18 protein-coding genes are annotated in these 23,718 nt (G+C 68.0%); 6 read left to right on the top strand and 12 right to left on the bottom strand.

Annotated elements, in window-relative coordinates; translation table 11 throughout:
• Window positions 1-46: 46 nt before the first annotated feature.
• The 5 genes from ABFX18_RS11415 to ABFX18_RS11395 all read left to right on the top strand — a co-directional run bounded on the left by ABFX18_RS11415 (window position 47) and on the right by ABFX18_RS11395 (window position 4,894).
• Window positions 47-1,222: a branched-chain amino acid ABC transporter substrate-binding protein gene (locus ABFX18_RS11415; RefSeq protein WP_346058389.1), complete on the top strand. Its 1,176-nt coding sequence runs from the start codon at window positions 47-49 to the stop codon at window positions 1,220-1,222.
• Between the two features lie 72 nt (window positions 1,223-1,294).
• Entirely contained in the window at window positions 1,295-2,188 is an 894-nt protein-coding gene (locus ABFX18_RS11410) for a branched-chain amino acid ABC transporter permease (RefSeq protein ID WP_346058388.1), read from the top strand.
• Complete coding sequence (locus ABFX18_RS11405; protein ID WP_346058387.1) at window positions 2,185-3,369, top strand: branched-chain amino acid ABC transporter permease; 1,185 nt, start codon at window positions 2,185-2,187, stop codon at window positions 3,367-3,369. The genes ABFX18_RS11410 and ABFX18_RS11405 overlap by 4 nt, the downstream gene beginning before the upstream one ends.
• Window positions 3,366-4,187: an ABC transporter ATP-binding protein gene (locus ABFX18_RS11400; RefSeq protein ID WP_346058386.1), complete on the top strand. Its 822-nt coding sequence runs from the start codon at window positions 3,366-3,368 to the stop codon at window positions 4,185-4,187. Before ABFX18_RS11405 ends, ABFX18_RS11400 begins: the two co-directional genes overlap by 4 nt.
• Complete coding sequence (locus tag ABFX18_RS11395; protein WP_090147553.1) at window positions 4,184-4,894, top strand: ABC transporter ATP-binding protein; 711 nt, start codon at window positions 4,184-4,186, stop codon at window positions 4,892-4,894. The genes ABFX18_RS11400 and ABFX18_RS11395 overlap by 4 nt, the downstream gene beginning before the upstream one ends.
• A gap of 25 nt (window positions 4,895-4,919) precedes the next feature.
• Here the strand turns inward: ABFX18_RS11395 and ABFX18_RS11390 are convergent, their stop codons facing one another.
• The 9 genes from ABFX18_RS11390 to ABFX18_RS11350 all read right to left on the bottom strand — a co-directional run bounded on the left by ABFX18_RS11390 (window position 4,920) and on the right by ABFX18_RS11350 (window position 16,467).
• On the bottom strand, window positions 4,920-6,446 hold the full coding sequence (locus tag ABFX18_RS11390) for an FAD-dependent oxidoreductase (RefSeq protein ID WP_346058385.1): 1,527 nt from the start codon (window positions 6,444-6,446) through the stop codon (window positions 4,920-4,922).
• Window positions 6,443-6,838 carry a (2Fe-2S)-binding protein gene (locus ABFX18_RS11385; RefSeq protein ID WP_346058384.1) on the bottom strand — a complete coding sequence of 132 codons (396 nt, stop codon included), beginning with the start codon at window positions 6,836-6,838 and terminating at the stop codon, window positions 6,443-6,445. Before ABFX18_RS11385 ends, ABFX18_RS11390 begins: the two co-directional genes overlap by 4 nt.
• On the bottom strand, window positions 6,835-7,992 hold the full coding sequence (locus tag ABFX18_RS11380) for an NAD(P)/FAD-dependent oxidoreductase (protein WP_346058383.1): 1,158 nt from the start codon (window positions 7,990-7,992) through the stop codon (window positions 6,835-6,837). Before ABFX18_RS11380 ends, ABFX18_RS11385 begins: the two co-directional genes overlap by 4 nt.
• On the bottom strand, window positions 7,989-8,726 hold the full coding sequence (locus tag ABFX18_RS11375) for a GntR family transcriptional regulator (protein ID WP_346058382.1): 738 nt from the start codon (window positions 8,724-8,726) through the stop codon (window positions 7,989-7,991). The genes ABFX18_RS11380 and ABFX18_RS11375 overlap by 4 nt, the downstream gene beginning before the upstream one ends.
• Window positions 8,726-9,745 (bottom strand): ornithine cyclodeaminase family protein, encoded by a 1,020-nt coding sequence (locus ABFX18_RS11370; RefSeq protein ID WP_346058381.1) that lies wholly within the window; start codon window positions 9,743-9,745, stop codon window positions 8,726-8,728. The genes ABFX18_RS11375 and ABFX18_RS11370 overlap by 1 nt, the downstream gene beginning before the upstream one ends.
• Window positions 9,742-10,749: a proline racemase family protein gene (locus ABFX18_RS11365; RefSeq protein ID WP_346058380.1), complete on the bottom strand. Its 1,008-nt coding sequence runs from the start codon at window positions 10,747-10,749 to the stop codon at window positions 9,742-9,744. The genes ABFX18_RS11370 and ABFX18_RS11365 overlap by 4 nt, the downstream gene beginning before the upstream one ends.
• 58 nt (window positions 10,750-10,807) lie before the next feature.
• Window positions 10,808-11,713: a dihydrodipicolinate synthase family protein gene (locus tag ABFX18_RS11360; protein WP_090147568.1), complete on the bottom strand. Its 906-nt coding sequence runs from the start codon at window positions 11,711-11,713 to the stop codon at window positions 10,808-10,810.
• A gap of 150 nt (window positions 11,714-11,863) precedes the next feature.
• Window positions 11,864-12,883, bottom strand: a complete 1,020-nt coding sequence (locus ABFX18_RS11355; protein WP_346058379.1) for a proline racemase family protein — start codon at window positions 12,881-12,883, stop codon at window positions 11,864-11,866.
• Window positions 12,883-16,467 (bottom strand): proline dehydrogenase family protein, encoded by a 3,585-nt coding sequence (locus ABFX18_RS11350; RefSeq protein WP_346058378.1) that lies wholly within the window; start codon window positions 16,465-16,467, stop codon window positions 12,883-12,885. The genes ABFX18_RS11355 and ABFX18_RS11350 overlap by 1 nt, the downstream gene beginning before the upstream one ends.
• 154 nt (window positions 16,468-16,621) lie before the next feature.
• Here ABFX18_RS11350 and ABFX18_RS11345 point away from each other — a divergent pair, with 154 nt between their 5' ends.
• Window positions 16,622-17,563 (top strand): LysR family transcriptional regulator, encoded by a 942-nt coding sequence (locus tag ABFX18_RS11345; protein WP_346058377.1) that lies wholly within the window; start codon window positions 16,622-16,624, stop codon window positions 17,561-17,563.
• 52 nt (window positions 17,564-17,615) lie between these two features.
• Here the strand turns inward: ABFX18_RS11345 and ABFX18_RS11340 are convergent, their stop codons facing one another.
• From ABFX18_RS11340 to ABFX18_RS11330, 3 genes are all read right to left on the bottom strand, one after another.
• Window positions 17,616-18,641: an agmatine deiminase family protein gene (locus ABFX18_RS11340; protein ID WP_090147575.1), complete on the bottom strand. Its 1,026-nt coding sequence runs from the start codon at window positions 18,639-18,641 to the stop codon at window positions 17,616-17,618.
• A gap of 65 nt (window positions 18,642-18,706) precedes the next feature.
• Window positions 18,707-19,402: a GntR family transcriptional regulator gene (locus ABFX18_RS11335; protein WP_346058376.1), complete on the bottom strand. Its 696-nt coding sequence runs from the start codon at window positions 19,400-19,402 to the stop codon at window positions 18,707-18,709.
• Between the two features lie 404 nt (window positions 19,403-19,806).
• A complete protein-coding gene (locus ABFX18_RS11330; protein ID WP_346058375.1) occupies window positions 19,807-23,499 on the bottom strand; it encodes a multifunctional oxoglutarate decarboxylase/oxoglutarate dehydrogenase thiamine pyrophosphate-binding subunit/dihydrolipoyllysine-residue succinyltransferase subunit in 3,693 nt (1,230 codons plus the stop codon).
• Window positions 23,500-23,718: the final 219 nt, after the last annotated feature.

Genomic DNA, 23,718 nt, shown 5'->3' with positions numbered 1-23,718 from the left:
CTGCACTTTCAGCGATTCAATGACGTATCCACGAAAGGAAGTCTTGATGTCTTCACGACGTTCAGCATCAGCACGGCTCGCCGCCACCGGGGCTCTCACGCTCGCCTTCGGGCTCGCGCTCTCCGGCTGCTCGGGCGGTCTCGCCGGCAACGGCGACGACGGGGGGAGCGAGGATGGTCCGATCAAGATCGGTATGCTCGCACCGTTCTCCGGTCAGGAGGCCGCATTCGGCGACTACATGAAATTCGGGGCTCAGCTCGCGATCGACGAGGTCAACGGGGATGGCGGCATCGATGGTCGTGATCTGGAGCTCGTCACCGAAGACGACGGCTGCGATCCGACAGCGGCTGTCGCAGCGGCCAACAAGCTGGTCACCGCGGGAGTGAAGGGCTCGGTCGGCGGATACTGCTCCGGTGCGACACTGCCCACGATCCCGGTCTTCACCGACGCGCAGGTGCCGATGGTGATCCCCGCCGCGAACTCGAACCAGCTCGTCGGACAGGGCGCCTTCATGATCAACGGGACCGGCGCGCAGCAGGCCGAAGCAGCCGTGGAGTACATCCAATCGGTCGGTGCCGCCCGTGTCGCAGTGATCGACGACAATACCGACTACTCGGTCGACCTCGCCGACTCCGTCGAGGAGCAGGCCGAAGGGTTCGAGATCGCGAAGCGGGAGTCGGTCAATCCTGACGAGAAGGACTTCTCGGCCAACGTGAACAGCGTGCTGGGTGCGGACCCCGATTTCATCGTGTGGAGCGGGTACTACCAGGCCGGCGGTCTGCTCGTGAATCAGCTCCGCGGCGCAGGCTACGACGGTCCGATCCTCGTCGGCGACGGCTCCGTCGACGCGCAGCTCGCCGCGATCGCCGGCGACGAGAGCATCAAGAACGTGGTGGGCACGTTCACGAAGACCCCCGACATGCTCGAAGGCGGCGACGCGTGGATCGCCGACTACGAGGAGGTGTCGGGCGGGGCCGCTCCGGGGCCGTACTCGATTCAAACGTATGAGGCGGTGAAGACGATGGCCGAGGCCTTCACCGAGGCCGGTGGTACCGAATTCGAAGCCGTGACGACCGCGCTCGATGAGCTCGAGGGATTCCCGTTGCTGACCGGTGACTTGACGTTCGCTGACGACGGCTCCCGAGAGGGAGGCGGCTTCGTCATCGTCGAGCCGACCGGTGACGGTGGCGCGTTCGTGCTGAAGGACGACCTGCAGGGCTAGCGATGAGCAGCCGGACGGACGGTGCGCCGTTCGTCCGGCTCATCACGCATCGGCAACCCAGGGAAGGCATTCATGTTCCAACTCATCTGGAACGGGCTCTTCGTCGGCTCGTTCTACGCGCTCGTCGCACTCGGCTACAGCATGGTCTACGGCATCATCAAACTCCTGAACTTCGCGCACGGCGATCTCTACATGCTCGGCTCGTTCCTCGCGTTCGTGGTGCTCGGCGGCTTCACGGGGCTGTTCGGCCTCGGCTCGATCCCCATCCTGCTGCTCGTGCTGCTCATCACGATGCTGCTCACCGGCGGAATCGGCGTGCTCATCGAGCGCATCGCCTACCGTCCGCTGCGGTCAAGTCCGCGCCTGGCCGCACTGATCACGGCGGTGGGCGTCTCGTTCACCCTCGAGTACGCCGTGCGTCAGATCTTCGGGGCGAGCCCGCTCGTCTTCCCGATCCGGCTCCAGGGCGCCCCCGTCGAGGTCCTCGGCGCGCGGATCACCATGCCGCAGCTGGTCTTGATGCTGGTCGCCGCGATCCTCATGTTCCTGCTGCAACGCTACGTCATGCATTCGCGGGAGGGCCGCGCGATGCGCGCGATCGCCCTCGATCAGAAGGCGTCCCTGCTCATGGGCGTCAACGTGAACCGAGTCATCTCCCGCACATTCTTCATCGGTTCGGCGCTCGCGGGAGCCGCGGGGGTGATGGCCGCCGCGTACTACGGCACCATCGACTTCCTGACGGGGTTCGTTATCGGCCTCAAAGCGTTCACCGCGGCGGTGATCGGCGGCATCGGGAACCTCTACGGCGCGATGCTCGGCGGCGTCGTGCTCGGGCTCCTCGAATCCTTCGGCACTCATTTTCTCGGAGGTCAGTGGCGCGATGTCTTCGCATTCGGCTTCCTCATCCTGTTCCTCGTATTCAAACCGACCGGCATTCTCGGCGAGCGCGTCGTGGAGAGGGTATGACCATGGCCCGACCGAAGACTCCGCGCCTGCAGGCGCCGAAACCCACGCTCGAACGCCCGCCGGCCATCCGCGGGCTTCTCGCTCCCGAACGCTTCATGAAGGTGCTCGGGATCGTGCTCTTCGCCGCGGCGGCGATCCTCCCGTTCGTCACCGCGACGCCGTACATCATCTCGATCCTCACCTCGGCCTTCATCTACATCGTCCTCGCGATGGGTTTGAACGTCGTCGTCGGCTACGCGGGACTCCTCGATCTCGGGTACATCGCGTTCATGGCCGTCGGCGCCTACACGAGCGGGATCCTCACGACGCAGTTCGGGCTCTCGATGCTCGAGACGATTCCATTCGTGGTGATCGCCTGCATCCTCGCCGGCGTCATCATCGGGGGCCCGACCCTGCGCCTGCGGAGCGACTATCTCGCGATCGTGACGCTCGGGTTCGGTGAGATCATTCGGATCACGGCCAACAATCTGCAGATCACGGGCGGCCCGAGCGGCATCCACGGCATCCCGACGTGGTCGTTCTTCGGGTGGTCGTTCTCCGACGGCCTCGACATCCTCGGGATCCATTTCAATGCCAAGGTGCTGTTCTACTACTTCGTGCTCTTCGTCGGCATCGGGGTCGCCGTTGTGGCGGTCTCGCGCCTCGGCAGAGGGAAGCTCGGCCGCGCATGGAAGTCGGTGCGAGACGACGAAGACGTGAGCGAGGCGATGGGGATCAACGGGTATGCGACCAAGCTGCTCGCGTACATCATCGGCGCGGTTTGGGGCGGGTTCGCCGGAACGCTGATGGCCGGCCATCTCTCGGCGATCGCCCCGAACAGCTTCGAATTCCTGTACTCGGCGCTCGTGCTGATGGCTGTCGTGCTGGGCGGGATGGGCTCGACGCCCGGCGTCATCATCGGGGCGCTCTTCGTTTCGCTCGCCCCCGAGTTCCTCCGCGAGTTCAGCGAGTGGCGCTTCCTCCTGTTCGGCGTGCTGCTCGTCGTCGCGATGATCTTCCGCCCGCGGGGCATCTGGCCGGCGAACGCCGTACTGCCGTTCTTGAAGAAGCGGCAGATTCCAGAGGTGCCGCCGACGGAGAGCGTCGGCGTGGTGGGCGTCGTCGAGAACGCGGGTGACACGACCGGCAGCCCCGCCAGCGACCCTGCAACAGCACCGAATGACGAGGAGGGACGACGATGAGCGACACCTCACAGCTGACCGAGACAGGGGCTCGGCCGAGCGGAAACGCGCGGGTGCTGCTCGAAGTCGCTGACCTCGCGGTATCGTTCGGCGGGATCAAAGCCGTGGACGGTCTCTCGTTCTCCGTGCACGAGGGCGAGATCGTCTCCGTGATCGGGCCGAACGGAGCGGGGAAGACGAGCGCGTTCAACTGCATCTCGGGCTTCTACCGGCCCGACCGGGGCACGGTCGTCTTCGACGGAGAGTCGATCGCGCGGCGCAAGCCGTCGGCGGTCACGCAGCTCGGAATGGCTCGTACCTTCCAGAATGTGCGGCTCTTCAAGGAGATGAGCGTGCTCGACAACGTGAAGACCGCGATGCACGCGCATCTGCGTCAGAACGTCTTCGACGCGATGCTGCACACGCCGCGCTACACCCGCAGCGAAGCGCAGTGCGCGGAGGATGCGCGCGGCTGGCTCGACTTCGTGGGATTTCGGGCGGACGACGAGTTGCTGGTGACCCAGCTGCCGTACGGCGAGCAGCGGCGCGTCGAGATCGCGCGGGCGCTCGCGACCCAGCCGAAGCTGCTGCTGCTCGACGAGCCCGGCGCCGGCCTGAACCACAGCGAGAAGATCGAACTGATGCACCTGATCCGCAGGATTCGCGATCTCGGCGTGAGCATCGTGCTGATCGAGCACGACATGGGGCTCGTGATGCAGGTCTCTGAGCGGATCGTCGTGCTGAACTACGGCACCGAGATCGCCGATGGCACCCCGCAGCAGATCGAGCAAGACCCCGCGGTGATCGCCGCGTATCTCGGCGAAGAGGAGGACGCATGAGCGACTTGGTGCTCGAGAACATCGACCTGTACTACCACCGCGTGCACGCGCTGCGCGACCTCAGTCTGACCGTGCGCGAGGGAGAGATCGTGTCGCTCCTCGGGAACAACGGAGCCGGAAAGACGTCGACCCTGTCGATGATCTCCGGTCTCGTGCGCGCCAAGACGGGCCGGGCGCGCTGGGGGGATCACGACCTCCTGCGCATGCAGCCTTGGGATGCGGTCGGAGCCGGGCTGCTCCACATTCCCGAGGGGCGGCGCATCTTCTCCACGATGACGGTGCACGAGAACCTGTTGCTCGGAGGCTACCTCGTGAAGGACCAGAAGGTCATCGCGCGGAGAGCGGAGGAGGCCTACGAGCTCATGCCGAGGCTCGCCGAGCGTCGCGGGCAGCAGGGCGGCACGCTCTCCGGCGGTGAGCAGCAGATGCTCGCGCTCGGGCGGGCACTCGTCGGCGGACCGAAGCTCCTCCTGCTCGACGAGCCCTCGATGGGATTGGCGCCGCTCATCGCGAAGCAGGTCATGGAGATCGTGCAGCGCGTGAACGCCCAGGGCACGACGGTGCTCCTGGTCGAGCAGAACGCGCGGGCGGCTCTGAAGATCGCGCATCGGGGCTACGTGCTCGAATCAGGGCGCGTGACGATGCAGGGGTCGGCGGCGGAACTCGCCGCGGACCCGAGAGTGATCGAGGCGTACCTGGGGGCCTAGGAGCGCTGGGCGCGGCCGATCCCGCTCACTCCTCGACGTCGAGGAGTGCGGAGAGCGGGATCGGTTGCGCGATCGGCCGGTGATTCGTCTGTGCAAGAGACGCGGCGGAATCCCGTGCGCCCGCCCGAGTGGGAGCGGGCGCTCCGGCGATGCAGGTGACTGCGTATCCGCAGACACGACCCTGGCACCAGCCCATCCCGGCGCGCGTCACACCCTTCTGCGTGCGGGAGTCCTCGCCCGAGAGCACTTCGCGGGCGTGGGAGAGGGCGCCGTAGCGCACTTCCTCGCATCGGCAGACGATCGTGTCGGTGTGGAGGCGCTGCTCCCAGCCCTCGGGTACCGGATGCGCGAGATGCATCGCCTCCGCGAACGAGCGTTGACGCCGCATCGCCCGAAGCTCCGCCGTCGTCGCGCTCCCGATCTCACCGGTTGCGTCTGCGGCGGCCGCCCGGCCGGCGACGGTGCCTTCGAGTACCGCGAGCACTGCGCCGCCGACCCCGGTCAGTTCACCCGCGAGGAAGAGCCCCGGCACGGAGGATCGCTGGTTCTGGTCGACGACCGCCACCAGTGAGCCGTCCGCGTCGAGCCTCGTCTGGGCCCCCAATTGCACGGGAAGCTCGAGCTGCGGAGTGAAGCCCCATCCCAGGCCGACGGCGTCGACGTCCTCGATGATGCGGGAGCTCTTCGGCTCTACTTCCCCCGACCGCCCGATCCGCGCGGTGCGCACGGCCTCCACATGGGAGTCTCCGAGAATCTCGGTGATGACCGTGCGGCGTCGATACGGAATGCGTCGACGCAGGAAGGTGGCGATGTACTCCGCCCCTTCGGCGCCCTTTGCGGGGACGCCGAATGCGCGATGCGCTCGAGGGAGCCAGCCGACGAGCGACGATGATTCGAGGACGGACGTGACGAGACCCCCCGAGTGCGCGATGTTCGAAGCGACGGGCAGGAGGAACGGGCCAGTGCCTGCGATGACGAAACGGGAACCCGGCAAGGCGCCGTTCTGCTTGATGAAGGCTTGTATGCCCCCGGCTGCCATCACGCCCGGGAGGTGCCAGCCGGGAAGCGGGATCTGCCGATCGTACCCTCCGGTCGCGAGCACGAGCGTGCGCGCCCGAACGGTGGTCGCGGCGCCCGCGCCCGGCCCGTACGAGGGAGCCAGCCGAAGCGTGAAGCAGGGCGCCGCATCGGGCGAAGCCGGGGGCGTCCGCTGCACCATCCACACGCTCGTCGCGGGAATGTAGCGGATCGCACCGGCACCCATTCCAGCGTCGAACCGCGCGCGCAGCGCGAGGTACTCCTGCCAGCCGTGATGCAGCGCGCCGTCGTCGTCACCGGCGGCCTCACTGCGGTGCCGCCAGTATTGGCCTCCAGGTTGCTCAGCACTGTCGATCACGATGACCGATGCCCCCGACTCGGACGCGGTGGCAGCCGCAGCGAGCCCGGCGGGTCCCGCTCCCACGACGACGACGTCGGCGTGCGGCTGCGCTGCCGTGCGGCGCAGCGGTGGCGCGATCGGATCGCTTCCCGCGAGGCCGGTCTGGTCGCTCATGCGTGTCCTCCGCCGGCCGTGCGCGTGTCAGCGGGCGGAGCGGCGTCAAGCCCCGCGGGTGCCTCTCCGCCCGATTCGGGAGTCGATGCTCCGGTGGCCGAGCGGACGTCCATGCCAGCGCGCAGGGGGATCATGCAGGCGCGTTGTCCCGACTCCCCGTCGACCTCGACCAGGCAATCGAAGCACACGCCGATGCCGCAGAAGATGCCCCGGCGCTCGCCGTCGCGCGTGCTGCGCCACGACGTACGGCCGGAGGAGATGAGGGCAGCAGCGATACTCGCGCCGCGGGGCGCGGAGATCGGGGCACCGTCGAACGCGGCGACGACATCCCCGGCCGCTTCCTCGGGAGCGGGATCGGGGCGGGCTGCGGCGCGACGGGATCGCCGTGTCATGCCGATACCTCCTCATCGAAGCGTTCGGGGCGGAAGGGGTGCAGGGGGAGCTCGGGAGCGTCGCCGGAGAGCGCCTGGGCGAGGAGCTTTCCGGTGCCAGCGGCGAGTCCGATGCCGGCGCCCTCATGGCCTGCGGCGTGCCAGAGGCCGGGCGCGCGAGGATCAGGGCCGATCACGGGCAGGTGATCGGGGCAGTAGGGCCGGAACCCGTGATAGTGCCGCAGCATGCGCGTACCTGCGAGGAAGGGGAACAGTTCGATCGCGTTCCGTGCGATGGAGCGCAGCGCCGGCACGCTGACGGTTCGGTCGAACCCGACGCGCTCCCGACTCGAACCGATCAGAATCGTGCCCGCCGGCGTGCCCTCGACGACGGGTGAGGCCTGCAGGCCGGCGTCCGCGCTTCCGACGTTGTCGACGTATTCGGCGGCGTACACCTTGTGGTGCACGCGGGGCGGCAGCGGTTCGGTGACCAGAACGAATCCCCGTCGTGGCAGCACGGGCACCCGCACTCCTGCGAGGTCGCCGATGCTGCCGGCCCAGGCGCCCGCCGTGTTCACGATGTGGGCCGCGCTGAAATCCCCCCTGGGGGTTCGAGCACCCACGACCCGGTCGCGATCGCGCAGCAGCGCGGTCACCGGCGCGCGGGTGACCAGCTCGGCGCCGAGGCCGCGGGCGAGCCGGAGGAAGGTGGCAGCCGCGAGGATCGGCTGCACTTGACAGTCGTCCGGGTAGTACGCGGCTCCGAGCGCACGATCGGTCACGAGCGGCTCGTACTCGCGCAGTGCTCCGGGATCCAGACGCTCCGACCGGATCCCGAACGCGCGCTGACTGGCGGAGAAGCGCTCGAGCGAGGCCAGGCTGGACTCGCGAGAAGCGACGATGATGCCGCCTTTCGCCTCGAACTCCCAGAAGCGCCCGAATTCGGCGAGTTCGCCGCGCCAGATGTCGAGCGAGTAGTGGGTGAGCTCGAGCTCGGGGCCGAGCTCCTTGTCGCTCATGAGGATGTTGCCCTCGCACCGGGAAGTCGAACCGCTGACCGGGAGCTCCCGTTCGAGCACGGTCACCGAGAGGCCGGCTCGGGCTGCGAAATACGCCGTGGCGCACCCCATGATTCCCGCTCCGATGATGAGCACGTCGGATGGGCCCCGCGTCACGTGTCCCGCCTCCGCGTCAGTTCGTCGGCGCTCGGGCCGCTCTCCGTCCCCGTCGCCCACAGCGCCCGTGCATGACCGATGTGCTGACGGAGCAGATGCTCGGCTGCGTCCGCATCACCTCGGTGCAGCTGCTCGACGAGATCGTGATGCTCTTGCGCCGAGGCTGCGAGCCGTCCGTCCCGTGCAAGGGCGATGAGCCCGTACATGCGGGTGCGCAGACGCAGCTCGGTCGCGAGAGCGACGAGCTGCTGATTCCCCGTCAGGGAGAGCAGTCGGGCATGGAATGCGCGATCGAACTGCAGGTACTGCTGCAGATCTTCGCGTTCTGCCGCCGCTGCGCACGCTTCGGCGGCCTCGCGGAGTGCCGTGCGCTCCACGTCGGTGACGCGACCGGCGACGAGGTGCATCGCGGGGGGCTCCAGCAGCAGTCTGACCTGGGCCAGGTCGTCCAGGTCGTCTTCCGACATGCGCGTGATGCGAAAGCCCTTGTTCTTCACGGTCTCCACGAGGCCTTCACGGGCGAGATCCATCATCGCCTCGCGCACGGGAGTGGCGGACACGCCGAGTGCCTGCCCGAGCATCGGCGCTGAGAAGAGCGCGCCTTCGGCGAGCTCTCCGGTGATGATCGCCGTGCGCAGCCGTTCGAGGACCGTCTCGCGGAGGTACCGGGGTCGCGCGACGCGCTCGACGGCGGGCGTCGAGCGAACGGCGACGGCGGGATCGGACGTCGGCATCACGACGCTCCCTCGGCCCGTGGAGGCGCCGCGTCCCTCCGGGAGGCGGATTCGAGCACCGCAGACGCGCAGATCAAGTCCTCCCAAGCCATGCCGACGCCGGTGAACACCGCGGGGCGGCCGGGGGTGCGCCGCATGTCGCCGGTGACGAGATCCCGCAGGTTGGCGGGCGCACTGGCGCTGCCCCACACCTCTGCGTCGAGGGCGGTGAGATTTCCGTTCTCACGCTGCGCGGACGCGCGGCCTTCGACGACCAGATCGGAGCGTTCGATCAGCGCGTCATCGAGTTCGCGCTTGTCCGTGCCGTGGGTCCCGTTCGCGGCGACGACGGCGTGCTCGGCGACCAGAGCGCCGTCGAACAGGGGCGTGCTCGTCGATGTGGTGCACAGAATGATGTCGGCCTCGGGTACCGCGGCCTCCGCGCTGCCGGTGCGATTGCGAATGGAGACTCCGCGGGTCTCGCCCGCACCCGAGAGTGCTTCGATCATCGTATCCACTCGCTCCGGTCGGCGGCCGACCACGTCGAACGTCGCGTCGGGAAACGCGGTGGCGGCGGCCCGAATGTGCGCTGCCGCCTGCACTCCGGCGCCGAACACGAGGATGCGCGGATGAGGCGCGGGCTCACCTCCGGGCGGCGCGATCGCCACGAGATGCTGCACCGCGAGCAGCGCGACCGCGGGGGTGCGGATCGCCGTGAGGGAGGCTCCCTCGAGGATCGCGAGGGGCTCAGCGGTGTCTGACAAGTACACGATGTACACCCCCTGAATCTTCGCGAGACCGCGAGCGGGGTTCTCAGGCGCCACGGTCAGGGCTTTCAACCCGCTGAATCGGGTTCCCTGGGCGGGCATCAGCAAGAATTCGCCTCCGGGAAAGTCGCTGAACAGGCGCGGCGCGTCGCGCTCGGGATCGACGTCGTCGCGCAGCGCAGCGCGCAGTGCCGCGATGGCGTCGGGGATCGGCAGGAGCCGCGTGATGTCCGCAGCCGTGAAGTAGGGCAGCGCTGCCGATGCGCCGCTCACAGGAGGAAGCCGTTCGGGAACGGGTCGCTGGGGTCGAGGAAGTACTGGGCGGTGCCGGTCACCCAGGCGCGACCTCGAATCGTCGGGATGACCGCGGGGCGACCGCCGACCTCGGTCTCGGCGATGAGCGTGCCGTGGAAACGGGAACCGATGTAGGAGTCGTTGATGAACTCCGTGTCGAGCGGCAGCTCGCCGCGGGCGTGCAGCTGCGCCATGCGGGCGCTCGTTCCCGTGCCGCAGGGGGAGCGGTCGAACCAGCCCGGGTGGATCGCCATCGCGTGGCGGGAGTGCTGCGCCGTCGAGCCGGGTGCCTGCAGATAGACGTGGTGCACCCCGCGGATGTCGGGGCGCTCGGGGTGCACGGGCTCGGCCGTCGCGTTGATGGCATCCATGATCGACAGGCCTGCGGCGAGCAGCTCGCTCTGGTTGCGGCGATCCTCATGCCACTCGATGCCGAGCCGTTCGAGCTCGACGACGGCGTAGAAGTTGCCGCCGAAGGCGAGGTCGTAGCCGACCGCGCCCAGGCCGGGCACCGCCACGATCGCGCCGAGGCGCTCGGCGAACGACGGCACGTTCGTGATCGTGACGTGGTCGGCGTGCCCGTCGGTGACGGCCACTTCTGCGACGACGAGACCAGCCGGGGTATCCAGCCGGATCGTCGTCGTGGGCTCCGTGACGTCGACCATTCCCGTCTCGACGAGCACGGTCGCGACACCGATGGTGCCGTGCCCGCACATCGGCAGACACCCGGAGACCTCGATGTAGAGCACGCCCCAATCGGCGTCGGGGCGCGTCGGCGGCTGCAGAATCGCGCCGCTCATGGACGCGTGCCCGCGCGGCTCGAACATGAGCAGCTGACGCACGTCGTCTCGATGCTCCATGAACCAGAGGCGCCGCTCGGTCATCGTGTCACCGGGCAGCACGCCGACGCCCCCGGTGATGACCCGTGTCGGCATGCCCTCGGTATGCGAATCGACGGCGTGATAGACGTGACTCGTACGCATGTGCGCCCTTTCAGTGAACGAGGCCGCATTGCCCCTGGAACTGCGTGCTCGCCTCGCGCTACCTGTCGTAGCCCTTGGCGATGGCGGCCCGGGTATCGGCGACGATCCGGTCCGCGACATCCTGTGGAAGCGCGAGGCGCGGGGGGCGACTCGCGCCGCCCTTGCGACCCACGATGTCCATCGACAGCTTAATCGCCTCGACGAACTGCGTCTTCGAATCCCAGCGCAGCAGCGAGTGCAGGTCGCGGTAGATCTGCTGGCCGCGCTCGAGGTCTGCGTAGTCGCCCGACGTGCAGAGTCGGTAGAGCTCGACGCACGACTGCGGAATCGCGTTCGGGTACCCCGACACCCAGCCGACGGCGCCGGCGAGCCCCACTTCGAGCACGGTGTCGTCGGTGCCGATGATGATGTCGATCTCGGGGGCCAGCTCCTTGATCTCGTAGATGCGGCGGGGATCGCCGGAGAACTCCTTGACGCCCACCATGTTGCCGGCGGCATGGATGTCGGCGATGAGTTCGGGCACGAGGTCGACCTTGGTGTCGATTGGATTGTTGTACCCGACGATCGGCAGGCCGACCTTGCCGACCGTGGCGTAGTGGTGCTTCACCTGTTCGTGGTTGGCTCGGTAGGTGTTCGGCGGGAGCAGCATCACGCACTGAGCGCCCGCCTCGGCGGCCTGCTCGGCCCAGTGGGCCGATTGCAGGGCGCCGTAGGCGCCGACGCCGGCCATGACGGTGAAGCCCTCGGGTGCTGCTTCGACGGCGGTCTTGACGACTTGCGCGCGTTCGGCTTCGGTGAGGTTCTGATATTCCCCGAGGGAGCCGTTCGGGGCGACGCCGTCGCAGCCGTTTTCGGCGAGCCAGGCCACGTGCTCGGCATAGGCGTCGTAGTCGACCGAGAGGTCGTCCGTGAAGGGGAGTGCGGTGGCGACGATGACGCCGTGCCAGGGCTTCTGCTCGGTCATGGGGGTCCTTTCGGGCTGCGATCGAGTCACTGCAGTGTGACATTGCACACGGTACCATGCTCGGGGGCGGGTCCGTCAACTGCGATTTCCGCCCGGGGGTGGAGCCGGTGGGCGGGTCCGGACTGGTGCGGCAGAGTCGCGTAGCTGCGATCAGCGCAGCACGAAGCCTCGGCCGAGGTCGTCGTCGAAGTCGAGGAAGAAGCGGTGCTCACCGGTGCGATGCGCCGTGCCCGATACGAGCGGGATGACGGCCTCGGGGTGATCCATCGCCGGTTCCCATCGCGCCTCGAACGCGGTGTCGATGATGGAGCGGTGCTCGAGTACTTCGTCCGCGGCGAGTTCGCCTGACGCCGCGAGTAAGGCGACTCGCGCGCCCGTCCCGGAACCGCACGGCGAACGATCCACCTCGCCGTCGGCGAACACCGTGACGTTTCGCTGTCGCGGCCCGGCATCGCCGTGGCCGAGATCGTCCCACAGGATCGTTCCGTAGACGCCCGACAGCCGATGATCGGCTGCGTGCTGGGCCTCCGGGGCATCGTTCAGCACCCATTTGACCTCTCGCCCGAAATCGACCAGGGAGGAGTAGTGCTCGGGTGAGACCGACAGGCCGACGTCGGACGCGCGCACGGACGCGTAGATCGCCCCGCTGAAGCTGAGGTCGACTCGAACGCGTCCTCGCGAGGTCGAGATCTCGACGTCGCGTGCGATGACGTGCGACGCGACGTTGCGGAATGTCGCACGGACGAGACGCCCCTCCGAACGCTCGACCGAGGTCACGACACGCCCCGACGGAACGTCGATCCGCACGTCGGTCACACCATCCGGATCGCTCTCCACGAGTCCGGTATCGGTCGCCCAGACCCCCAGCGCGATGGATCCATGACCGCACGCGGTCGAGAAGCCGTCCTGATGCCAGAAGAGAACACCGAAGTGCGCTGCATCCTGATCGGCCGGGTCTGGCGGGACGACGAATCCTCCGTACATGTCGGCATGGCCGCGGGGCTCCCGGCAGAGGAGCCCGCGCACGCTGTCGGCTCCCGCATCGTCTGCCATCGCGGCGATGCGACGGTCGGCGACCGTCACTCCGTCCGGCACCGGCGCATCGGCGTGAACGATGCGAAACGGTTCTCCGGCCGTGTGATAGTCGGTCGTCGCGATTCCGTTCGGCATCAGATGACCCCCTCGCTCAACCGGCTGGGCGTACCGAAACGGTGCGCGGTGATCGACACGGCCTGTTCGCGCAGGTGCGGCAGCATCTCGACTCGCCCGGCGCCCACGACGGGCCCCCCGTAGACCGCGATGTCGGGCTTGCCCTGAGCCGCGGCTGCGACCTCGCGGACGACGTCCGCTCGCGACTCCTCGGCGACGATGCGCACCCGCGCGCCGGAATGCGGGCCCCGGCGCGCCGCGAGCGCGGCCACGCGGGCCTTCCAAGCGGCGGTGTCCTCGAAGGCGATGCGCACTCCCACTGCTTCGAGCGCAGCGACGATCGGGGCGGGTAGGGCGACCGGTGTGCTGAGCTGCGGCTTCGCCCCGGCTCCGATTCCCGCGGCGACCGCGCGCAGCACCCGCGCGGGCTGCGCATCGGCGGCCGCGCGGATCACGACGGAGGTCGGCAGATATCTCAGCACATTGCGCTCGACGCCGATGCCGGACGCGTCGCGGCGAGCGCCGAATTCCTGCTCCCACGCCACGGCGTCCGAACCGAGTGCGGCTCGCAGCCAGGCGAGGTCAGCGCCGCAGATTCCCGCCTGCTCGGCAGCGGTGACCAGGCGAGCCGCGGCCGGGAGCGGAGCGCGAAGCGGTGCCGTGCTCGCAGCATCGACCCAGTCGCCGAGGCCGTAGAGGTAGCTCGGGCCGCCGGCCTTCGTGCCAGCACCGATCGCCGACTTCTTCCAGCCCCCGAAGGGCTGCCGCCGCACGATGGCCCCGGTGATGCCGCGATTGACATACAGGTTGCCCGCCTCGATGCGGGCGAGCCAGTGTTCGAGCTCGTCGCGGTCGAGCGAGTGGAGTCCACTCGTCAGCCCGTACTCGATGTCGTTGACGATGTCGATCGCTTCCTCCAGCGTCTCAGCGGTCATGATGCCGAGGATCGGGCCGAAGTACTCGGTGAGGTGGTATTCGCTGCCGCGCTGCACCCCGTCGCGCACTCCGGGCGACCAGAGCTTGGCGTCGCCGTGTCGATCCACGGCGAGCGGGTGATCCGAGAGGATCGGCTTCGGTTCGATGGCCCAGCGCTGGCCGGGTTCGAGTTCCGTGAGTCCGCGCAGCAGTTTGCCCGTCGGCGCGCCGATCAGCGGCCCCATCTGGCTGGTGAGCGCATTGGGGGTGCCGACCTTCAGCGATCGCACCGCATCGAGCAGCTGCCCGCGGAATCGCTGGGATCGCGCGACGGAGCCGACCAGTACGACGAGTGAGGCGGCCGAGCATTTCTGGCCGGCGTGCCCGAACGCCGACTGGGCGACGTCGCGGGCGGCGAGATCGAGGTCCGCGTTCGGCGTGACGATGATGGCGTTCTTGCCGCTCGTCTCGGCCAGGATCGGGAGGTCCTCGCGGAGGGCGCGGAAGGTCTCGGCGGTCTCGTACGCGCCGGTCAGGATCAGCCGATCGACGCGCGGGTCGGAGACGAAGCTGGATGCGAGTTCGCGGTCGCCGAACTGCAGGAGTTGCAGCACATCGCGCGGTACTCCGGCCTCCCAGAGCGCTTCGACCATCACCGCGCCCGAGCGCGCGGACTGCGCCGCAGGCTTGATGATGACGCTCGCACCCGACGCGAGCGCGGCGAGCACTCCTCCTGCGGGAATGGCCACCGGAAAATTCCACGGCGGAATCACCGCGACGAGTCGTTGCGGCACGAATCGGGCGCCGTCGACGTGTTCGAGGTCTTGACCGAGCGCCGCGTAGTAGTGCGCGAAGTCGATGGCCTCCGACACCTCGGGATCGCCCTGGTCGAGCGTCTTGCCGCACTCGGCGCCCATGACTTCGAGCAGTTCGCCGCGTCGCGCCTCGAGCGCCTCGCCGGCGCGGTGCAGGATCCGCGCCCGCTCGTCGGCGCCGAGCGTTTGCCACCCGGATGACGCCGCGCGCCCGCGTTCGACCGCGGCGTCGAGCGCACCGGCGTCGGTGATGCGCGCAGCCGCGACCGTCGCCGAGCCCAGGTCGGAGTCGATCATGCGTTCGGCGATCGACCGACCCCACGCGCGGTTGCCGGGGAGATCTGGGTCGGTGTCTGGTGTATTGCGGAATCCCTCGGCGCCCGCAGCCACTCGCTGCTCGATGCGTGCGGTGGTCGCTGGATCGGCGAGACGCTCAGGCACGGGTGCGTCCGACTCGGCGCCGCGATCCTGAGTGCGATTCGGCGACGGCACCCGGTAATGCTCCGGATCTCCGTCTGCGGTGATCGCCTCGAGATCTGCGAGTGAGGCCGAGAAGCGCTCTCGTTCGCGCTCGAACAGCTCCGCACGGTCGTGCAGCTCGAAGACGGCGGACATGAAGTTCTCGGTGCTCGCTCCCTCCTCGAGACGACGGATGAGATAGGCGATGGCAACGTCGAACTCCTCGGGGTGCACGACCGGCACGTAGAGCAGCAGATGCCCCACTTCGCGTCGCACGGCTTCGGCTTGTCCCGTGGCCATGCCCAGCAGCATCTCGAACTCGATGCCCTCCGTCGCGCCACGACGTTGCGCGAGAAGCCAGGCGAGTGCGACGTCGAAGAGGTTGTGGCCGGCGACGCCGATGCGCACGTTGCGCACGCGGTCCGGGTGGAGCGCGTAGTCGAGCACCGCCTTGTATCCCGTATCCGAGGCCTGCTTCGTCGGCCAGGTCGCCGACGGCCAGCCGTGGATCGCGGCGTCGACGAGTTCCATCGGGAGGTTCGCACCCTTGACCACGCGCACCTTGATCGGAGCACCGCCGCGCGCTACGCGCTGGGCGGACCAGTGCTGCAGCCGCATCATCGCGCCCAGCGCATCGGGCAGGTACGCCTGCAGCACGATGCCGGCCTCCAGGTGCGCGAATTCGGGCCGGTCGAGCAGGCGGGTGAAGACCGCGAGGGTGAGATCGAGGTCCTTGTACTCCTCCATGTCGAGATTGATGAACTTCTGCGGGGAAGCGTGAACCGCGCGTTCGAAGAGCGGGAGCAGCTGCTGCTCGATGTGATCGACCGCTTCGTCGAACGCCCAGTGGTTGTGCGGCGAGACGGTCGCGGAGACCTTGATCGAGACGTAGTCGATGTCGTCGCGGGCGAGCAGTCGATGCGTGCCGGCCAGGCGACGTTCGGCCTCGCCCTGGCCGAGGATGGCCTCGCCGAGCAGATTCATGTTCAGTCGCACGCCGTCGCGGGTGATCTTGCTGATCGCGGGCCCCAGCTTCGCGTCGCTGGCATCGATGATCAGGTGGCTCACGAGTTGTCGCAGCACGCGCCGCGCGATCGGCACCACGACGCCAGGGAGCGGGACGGCGAGAGCGCCGCCGGCGCCGATCGCTCCTCGCATCGGCGCGGGCAGGAAGGAGGGGGTCATGGGCACGAGCTCGCGCAGTTTCTTCGCGGCGACGGCGAGATCTTCCGGGCGCACGACGCCGTCGACGAACCCGACCGTGAAGTCGAGCCCGTTCGGGTCGCGGAGCACGCCTGCGAGGCGCGCTGCCGCTGCGTCGGTCGGGATCTCCGCGGCCTCCGCCAGCCAGCGTCGGACGAGCGAGATCGCCTCATCCGCGAGTTCCTGGGGGCGAATGTCGTCGGCGGTGCTCATGGTCGGCCTCTCTGGACGGGGAATGGGACGCGGCGTCGCGTCGATGCGGCGCTCTGGGCTCGTCCCGTCCAGTCTCCCGCGCGGGAAGCGTGCAGTACAGCAACGGTTTCTGTGGAATAGTGTGAAGCACAACTTCCGATTCCGAGGAGCGCCCATGCTCGAGATGAAACGGCTGCGCCTGCTGTGGGAGCTCGACTCCCGGGGCACCGTCGCCGCGGTGGCCGAGGCGTTGAACTACAGCCCCTCTGCGATATCGCAGCAGCTGGCGCTGCTCGAGCGTGAAGCAGGGGTGCCGCTGCTGCGCAGGACGGGTCGGACGCTCGAGCTCACGCCGGCCGCTCAAGCGCTGGTCGGCGAGACGCACGAACTGCTCGCCGGGCTCGAGCGCGCGGAGGCCGCACTGCACCGCGCGCACGCGGAGGTCGGCGGCACCGTGCGTGTCGCGGTGTTTCAGACCGCACTGCTCGCGCTCATGCCCCAGGTGCTCAGGCGGCTGCGCGACACGCACCCCAGTTTGCGGATCGAGATGGTGCAGCACGAACCCGAGGCCGGCCTCGAGGAGACCTGGACCCGCGGCTTCGACCTCGTGATCGCCGAGCAGTACCCGGGGCACGCCGCTCCGCGTTTCCCCGGGCTCGACCGGCAACCGCTGGTGACGGACCGCATTCGCCTGGGGCTGCCGCTGCCGGGCGTCGGGGTCGCCGCGTTCGACGACGTCGAGCGGTTGGCCGATGCCGCCGCACTGCCGTGGGTGCTCGAGCCCGAGGGAGCCGCATCGCGGCACTGGGCGCTGCAGGCCTGTCGCAGCGCCGGCTTCGAGCCCGACGTGCGATACGAGACGGCGGATATGCAGGCCCACGTGCGTCTCATCGAGACCGGAAACGCGGTGGCGCTGCTTCCCGGCCTGCTGCATGCCGGGGCCTCACGAGCCATGCGTCTGGTCGACCTGGCCGACGACCCCGAACGAACGGTGTTCACGGCGGCCCGCGCCTCGGCGCACGGGCACCCTGCGCTCACCGCCGTGCGCGATGCGCTTCGCGAGGAGGCGGTGCTGCTCGAATCGGGGGGAGGGCACTCGCGCACGGCTGCGCCGTGAGGCGTGCGGGAGGGGTATGCGTCCGACACCCCATCCCGCACCGCCTTCGGAACTACTTCGTCTTCGGCTGCTGCTGCGTGATGCAGTGGATGCCGCCGCCGCGAGCGAAGAGCGGGCGCGCGTCGAGACCGATCACCTCGCGTCCCGGGTAGGCTTCGCGCAGAATCGCCAGGGCGCGATCATCGGCCGGATCTTCGAATGCGCAGGCGAGCACCGCGCCGTTGATGACGACGTGGTTGATGTAGCTGTAGTCGACGTAGCCTTCGTCGTCTTGCAGCGTCTCCGGTGCGGGGAGATCGATGATGTCGAAGCCCGCCGACGTGTCGTCGCGATAGCGATCGGCCACGTCGCGGTTCGTGCGCGCGATGATGTGGTCGGGGTGCGACTCGGCATCCTGTCGGTGCATGAGCAGGAGATCGGGGCTCGTGAATGCGGCGAGAATGTCCGAGTGGCCGCGCGTGCCGAAGGTATCGTGATCCCGGGTCAGACCTCGGGGGAGCCACAGCGCGCTGGTCGCGCCGATCGTGCGCTCCAGTTCGGCTTCGACCTGCTCCTGCGTCCAACCCGGGTTGCGACCGGGATCGAGCTGCACGGTTTTCGTGATGACCACGCGGCCGGTTCCGTCGACCTGAATGCCGCCGCCCTCGTTCGTCATCTCGGAGTCGATGAGTTCCGCGCCGGCTGCTTCCGCGACGATGCGGCCGATGTGCTGGTCGTGATCCCACTGCGCCCACTCCTGGCCGCCCCAGCCGTTGAAGACGAAGTTCACGGCGCCGAGCCGACCATCGTCTCCGATGACGAAGCTCGGCCCGATGTCGCGCATCCAAGCGTCGTTCAGGGGTGCGACGATGCGCTCGACCTGGGAGGAGAGGTAGCGGGCCGCAACGGCCTCATCGCCCGGGTTCACGACGACCGTCACCGCCTCATGCTCGCTCGCGGCGTTCGCGACGGCCGCCCAGGTCGTGCGAGCCTCTTCGGCTTCGGCCTCGGTGTCTCCGAGGGTGTACCCGCTGGTCGGCCAGGCCAACCAGAGTCGCTCCTGCTCGTGTCCCTCGATCGGCATGCGCCAGGTGGTCATCGATACTCCCTCGTGTGAAAAAATGACGTCGCCCCAGTCTAATGGGCACCTGACCAATAACGGGATCAGGGCTGATCGCGTCCCGTCGCCCACAGCGTGCGTGCGTGAGAGACGTGCCGGGCGAGCACGCGCTCGGCGCCGGCGCCATCGCCGGTGGCGAGGAGGTCGATGAGTTCGTGATGCTCTCTGGCGGAGTCGGCCAGCCGCCCCTCGCGCGAGAGCGTGCCGATGCCGTACAGGCGGGTTCTGCGCCGCAGGGAAGTGGCGAGTTCCACGAGTTGGGCATTGCCGGTATAGCTCAGCACGAGCGCGTGGAACTCCCGGTCGATGCGAAGGTATTCTTCGAGGTCGCCGCGATCCGTCGCCTCCAAGCAGGCGTCGGCGAGACTCCGGAGCTTGGGGAGATCCGCCTCGGGAACGCGGCCGGCGATGAGTCGCATGGCGGGCGGCTCGAGCAGGAGTCGGATCTGCGCGAGGTCGTCGAGGTCGCTCTCACTCATCGTGGTGACGCGGAATCCCTTGTTCTTCAGGGTTTCGACCAGCCCCTCGCGGGCCAGGTCCATCATCGCCTCGCGGACCGGCGTCGCCGAGACGCCGAGGGTGACGCCGAGCGCCGGGGCGGAAACCACTTCGCCCTCTGCGAGGCGGCCGGTGATGATCGCGGTGCGCAACTGCTCCAGCACCGTCTCCCGAAGGCTCAGGGGTCGTTTGAGAGGGACGAGCGACGAATCGCGCTCGTGCTCGGCGTCGGGGGTGGGCATGCGGGCTCCTCGGAGTCCAGAGCGGCGCAGTGCGCACGCCGTTCATACGGTCGGACCCTCATCTTCCCACGAGGGTTCCGAAAGTGCCGGTGAGCCGCCTCGCCGCCGCCCCTGCTGGGGCGCGCGCCCGCGTCGAGCGCGCCCGAGTAATTCATTCATGCGTGAATGAATAGAGGGAATATTCGCGATTGCTCGAGAAACTTGCAAGTTCATACTTGATGAATAAAACATGTAGGAGTAGGTTCTTGTCACGCGTCTCGGGATGAGATGCGCGATTGCTGTCGACGGCATGCCGACGGAGATCGCGGACGCGATCTTCTGCGCGATACCGCTGATCTGGGGGCTCACCGAGCCGCCGGTCGCACTCGGCGAGTCCCCGATCAGCGATTGGTGCACTGGAACTCCTAGGCGTCGCCGTCGAAGCGCAGCGCGCGGGAGATGAGCTCCTCCTGCTCCACCGCGTGCACCTTGGCCGAGCCCGTCGAGGGCGCTGCCGAAGCCGCACGCGAAACCACGCGGATGCGGTCGTTCGCGAGCTTCTTGGAGAGCTCGAGCGAGATGAACGGCCACGCGCCCTGGTTCTCGGGCTCGTCCTGCACCCAGACGATCTCGGCGCCCTGGTACTGCGCGAGCACGCGACCCAGCTGCGTCGCCGGAATCGGGTAGAACTGCTCGACGCGAACCACCGAGACGCGCGGGTCGGGGCGCTTCTCGAGAGCGGATCGCAGGTCGTAGTAGACCTTGCCGGACACGAGGAGCACGCGCTCCACGCTCGTGGGCTCGGTGATCGCCGGGTCGTCGATCACTGGCTGGAACGAGCCCTCGGTGAAGTCCTCCACCTTCGACGTCGCTCCGCGCAGGCGCAGCATCGACTTCGGCGTGAACACGATGAGCGGTTTGCGCGGACGGGCGTACGCCTGTCGCCGGAGCAGATGGAAGTAGTTCGCCGGCGTCGACGGGCGGGCGACGATCATGTTGTCTTCAGCGCACAGCTGCAGGTACCGCTCGATGCGCGCGGAGGAGTGGTCGGGTCCCTGACCCTCGTAGCCGTGGGGGAGCAGCATTACGACGGAGGACTGCTGGCCCCACTTCTGCTCGGCAGCGGCGATGTACTCGTCGATCACGGCCTGCGCGGTGTTCGCGAAGTCTCCGAACTGCGCTTCCCAGAGTACGAGCGCATCCTCTCGCTGCAGCGAGTACCCGTACTCGTAGGCCAGCGCGGCGTACTCGGAGAGCAGCGAGTCGTAGATCCAGAACCGCGCCTGCTCCTCGGAAAGGTTGAGCAGCGGAATCCACTCCTGTCCGTTCGCGCGATCGTGGAACACCGCGTGCCGCTGGGCGAAGGTGCCGCGCCGCGCATCCTGACCGGCGAAGCGCACCGCAGTGCCCTCCATGAGGAGCGAGCCGAGCGCCAGCAGCTCTCCGAAGCCCCAGTCGATGCCGCCCTCCCGGCTCATCTCCAGACGCTTGTTGAGGAGCTGCTGCAGCTTCTGATGCACGATGAAGCCTTCTGGCTTGTTGGCGTGCGCATCGCCGATCCGCTCGATGACCGTGCGATCCACCGCGGTTTCGAGCTGCTGCTCGGAGCGGCCGCCGGATTCCGAGACCTCCGCGATGCCGCTCGTGTCCATGACCGGGATCGATCCGGTCTGAGCGGCATGGGTCTCCTGGAACGCCCGTTCGAGCCGATCCTGGAAATCCTGCTTCGCCTTGTCGTACTCTTCCTCGGTGATGTCACCGCGTCCGACGAGGGCGCTCGTGTACAGGCGGCGCGTCGAGCGCTTCGCCTCGATGAGGTCGGTCATGAGCGGCTGGGTCATCGAGGGGTCGTCGCCCTCGTTGTGGCCGCGACGGCGGTAGCACACGAGGTCGATGACGACGTCGATGTGGAAGCGCTGACGGAACTCGTAGGCGAGTTTCGCGACGCGCACGACCGATTCCGGGTCGTCCCCGTTCACGTGGAAGATCGGCGCCTGCACGACCTTGCCGATATCCGAGGAGTAGGCCGTCGAACGGGAATCGAGTGGGAGCGTCGTGAAACCGACCTGATTGTTGATGATGATGTGAATGGTGCCGCCCGTGCGGTAGCCGCGCAGCTGCGACATCTGCATCGTCTCGTACACGATTCCCTGGCCGGCCATCGCCGCGTCGCCGTGGATCAGGATCGGCAGGGTGGTGAAGGAGCCGATCGGCTTCAAGTCCTGCTTCGCGCGGACGATGCCCTCGAGTACGCCGTCGACCGTTTCGAGGTGCGACGGATTCGCCGCAAGATGGATCGGCACCTGCGTGCCGTTGGGGGCGGTGAAGACGCCGGAAGTGCCGAGGTGGTACTTGACATCGCCCGATCCGGCCTTCTGCGCCTGCGCCCCCTCGAACTCGCGGAAGATCTGTCCGTACGTCTTGCCCGCGATGTTGGAGAGCACGTTCAGACGGCCGCGGTGCGCCATCCCGACGTCGACGCTGTCGACGCCGTCCTCCGCCGCATCGATGAGCATCGCGTCGAGCAGCGGAATGACGGTCTCGCCGCCCTCCAGGCTGAAGCGCTTCTGGCCGACGTACTTCGTCTGCAGGAAGGTCTCGAAGGCCTCGGCCTCGTTGAGCTTCTCGAGGATGCGCATCTGCTCGTCGTGGCTCGGCTTCGCGTAGGGCACTTCGAGCTGATCGCGCAGCCACAGCCGCTGCGCGGGATCCTGAATGTGCATGTACTCGATGCCGATCTTGCGGCAGTACGAGTCGCGCAGCACGCCGAGGATGTCGCGCAGCGGCATGGTGCGCTTGCCGCCGATGCCTCCGGTGGCGAACTCGCGGTCGAGATCCCAGAAGGTCAGTCCGTGGGACTCGATCTCGAGGTCGGGGTGGGTGCGCTGCACGTACTCGAGCGGATCCACATCGGCCATGAGGTGGCCGCGCACGCGGAAGGAGTTGATGAGCTCCTGCACGCGCGCCGACTTGTCGACCGCGCCGACGATGTCGACATGGATGTCGGAGGCCCACTGCACCGGCTTGTACGGGATGCGCAGTGCGGCGAAGATCTCTTCGTAGAAGTTGTGCTTGCCGATCAGGCGCTCGTGCACGAGCTTCAGGAACTGGCCGGAACCGGCGCCCTGGATGACCCGATGGTCGTAGGTGCTCGTGAGCGTGATGGTCTTGGAGATGCCGAGCCGGTTCAGCGTCTCCTGCGACGCGCCCTGGAACTCAGCGGGGTACTCGAGGGCGCCGGCGCCGATGATGCTGCCCTGGCCTTGCATGAGGCGGGGGACGGAGTGCACCGTGCCGATGCCGCCGGGATTGGTGAGCGAGATCGTGGTGCCCTGGAAGTCCCCGGCCGCGAGCTTGTTGTCGCGGGCTCGCTTCACGAGGTCCTCGTAGGCGGAGAGGAATTCGTTGAAGTTGAGCGATTCGGCTCGCTTCACCGACGGGACCAGCAGCGAGCGGGTGCCGTCGGGCTTCGGCACGTCGATCGCGATGCCGAGCCCGATGTGCGCTGGCGTGACGATCGAGGGCTTGCCGTCCACCTCCGCGTAGCTGACGTTCTGGCTCGGGAACTCCTTCAGCGTCTGGATCAGGGCCCAGCCGATGAGGTGGGTGAACGACACCTTGCCGCCGCGGCTGCGGCGCAGGTGGTTGTTGATGACGATGCGGTTGTCGATCAGCAGCTTCGCGGGGATCGTGCGCACGCTCGTCGCCGTCGGCACCGCCAGGCTCTGGTCCATGTTCTTGGAGAGCGTTCGGGCCATGCCCTTGAGCGGGGTCACCTGATCGGCTTCGGGCGCCTCCTGCTCGGCGTTCGTGTTGCGCGCCGTGCTCGGGGCGTCGGCCGGGATCGGAGCGACGCGCGGCGCCGCCTTCGTCGTCCTCGCGGGTTGCGTCGGAGTGGTGATCGGGCTCGTCGCGGGGGCCGCACCGCCGGAGGGAGCCGGCGTCTTCGCCTCACCCGCCTGAGCGGCGCCGTACTTCTCGAGAACGGGCCACCATGACCGGTCTACCGAGTTCTTGTCGACTTGGAACTGCTTCCAGAGTTCGTCCACCAGCCACGCATTCGCGCCGAAATCTCCTGCGGGACCAGCTTGATTGGTGGTCTCCGTGCGCTCCGCCAAAGCGACTTCCTCTCGTTCGTGCAATGCCTGCAAGATTGATGTAGTCGGAGGTAATGGCTCCTGAGCCGTACCGGGAACAAGCCTACGCCCATCTCGGCGCCGGTGCCCGAATACTCTCAGCGCAGATTCCGGGTTCTGGTGGTAATCTCGGAGGGCTATGGACGTTGACTCTCGAAGACCTTCCGACCCTCCGAGTACCGGCCGCGCTGAGGCGCGGCA

Origin of the sequence: Leucobacter alluvii, assembly GCF_039530485.1 — a bacterium.
Taxonomy (GTDB): domain Bacteria; phylum Actinomycetota; class Actinomycetes; order Actinomycetales; family Microbacteriaceae; genus Leucobacter; species Leucobacter alluvii.
Note: the sequence above shows the minus strand (reverse complement) of the source record. Positions and strands in the feature narration are given on the sequence as shown.

Coding starts and splice junctions, on each gene's coding strand:
- ABFX18_RS11415 (WP_346058389.1), top strand. CDS start 47: ATGTCTTCACGACGTTCAGCATCAGCACGGCTCGCCGCCACCGGGGCT.
- ABFX18_RS11410 (WP_346058388.1), top strand. CDS start 1,295: ATGTTCCAACTCATCTGGAACGGGCTCTTCGTCGGCTCGTTCTACGCG.
- ABFX18_RS11405 (WP_346058387.1), top strand. CDS start 2,185: ATGACCATGGCCCGACCGAAGACTCCGCGCCTGCAGGCGCCGAAACCC.
- ABFX18_RS11400 (WP_346058386.1), top strand. CDS start 3,366: ATGAGCGACACCTCACAGCTGACCGAGACAGGGGCTCGGCCGAGCGGA.
- ABFX18_RS11395 (WP_090147553.1), top strand. CDS start 4,184: ATGAGCGACTTGGTGCTCGAGAACATCGACCTGTACTACCACCGCGTG.
- ABFX18_RS11390 (WP_346058385.1), bottom strand. CDS start 6,446: ATGAGCGACCAGACCGGCCTCGCGGGAAGCGATCCGATCGCGCCACCG.
- ABFX18_RS11385 (WP_346058384.1), bottom strand. CDS start 6,838: ATGACACGGCGATCCCGTCGCGCCGCAGCCCGCCCCGATCCCGCTCCC.
- ABFX18_RS11375 (WP_346058382.1), bottom strand. CDS start 8,726: ATGCCGACGTCCGATCCCGCCGTCGCCGTTCGCTCGACGCCCGCCGTC.
- ABFX18_RS11365 (WP_346058380.1), bottom strand. CDS start 10,749: ATGCGTACGAGTCACGTCTATCACGCCGTCGATTCGCATACCGAGGGC.
- ABFX18_RS11360 (WP_090147568.1), bottom strand. CDS start 11,713: ATGACCGAGCAGAAGCCCTGGCACGGCGTCATCGTCGCCACCGCACTC.
- ABFX18_RS11355 (WP_346058379.1), bottom strand. CDS start 12,883: ATGCCGAACGGAATCGCGACGACCGACTATCACACGGCCGGAGAACCG.
- ABFX18_RS11350 (WP_346058378.1), bottom strand. CDS start 16,467: ATGAGCACCGCCGACGACATTCGCCCCCAGGAACTCGCGGATGAGGCG.
- ABFX18_RS11345 (WP_346058377.1), top strand. CDS start 16,622: ATGCTCGAGATGAAACGGCTGCGCCTGCTGTGGGAGCTCGACTCCCGG.
- ABFX18_RS11340 (WP_090147575.1), bottom strand. CDS start 18,641: ATGACCACCTGGCGCATGCCGATCGAGGGACACGAGCAGGAGCGACTC.
- ABFX18_RS11335 (WP_346058376.1), bottom strand. CDS start 19,402: ATGCCCACCCCCGACGCCGAGCACGAGCGCGATTCGTCGCTCGTCCCT.